The organism is Pseudomonas sp. GQ91, from assembly GCF_059758795.1.
Map to the genome: position 1 here is coordinate 1 of NZ_JCAXED010000082.1, position 251 is coordinate 251.

The following is a 251-nucleotide window of genomic DNA, read 5'->3' on the forward strand; positions in this document are numbered from 1 at the left end:
CAGCAAATCCAGGCCATGAAGGTCAAGACCCCGAGCGCGGCGCAGAAAATCATGTACCTCTCCGGCGGCAATCAGCAGAAGGCGATTCTGGGTCGCTGGCTGTCGATGCCGATGAAGGTGCTGCTGCTCGACGAGCCGACGCGAGGTATCGATATCGGTGCGAAGGCGGAGATTTACCAGATCATCCATAACCTGGCGGCCAGCGGCATTGCGGTGATCGTGGTGTCCAGCGACCTGATGGAAGTGATGGG

General features: G+C 59.4%; 1 protein-coding gene. It reads left to right on the forward strand.

All coding sequences use genetic code 11. The annotated features are described in order from the left end of the window. The coding region (locus tag AC6CIA_RS26515; protein ID WP_498316130.1) for an ATP-binding cassette domain-containing protein at window positions 1–251 on the forward strand (251 nt) is incomplete at both ends.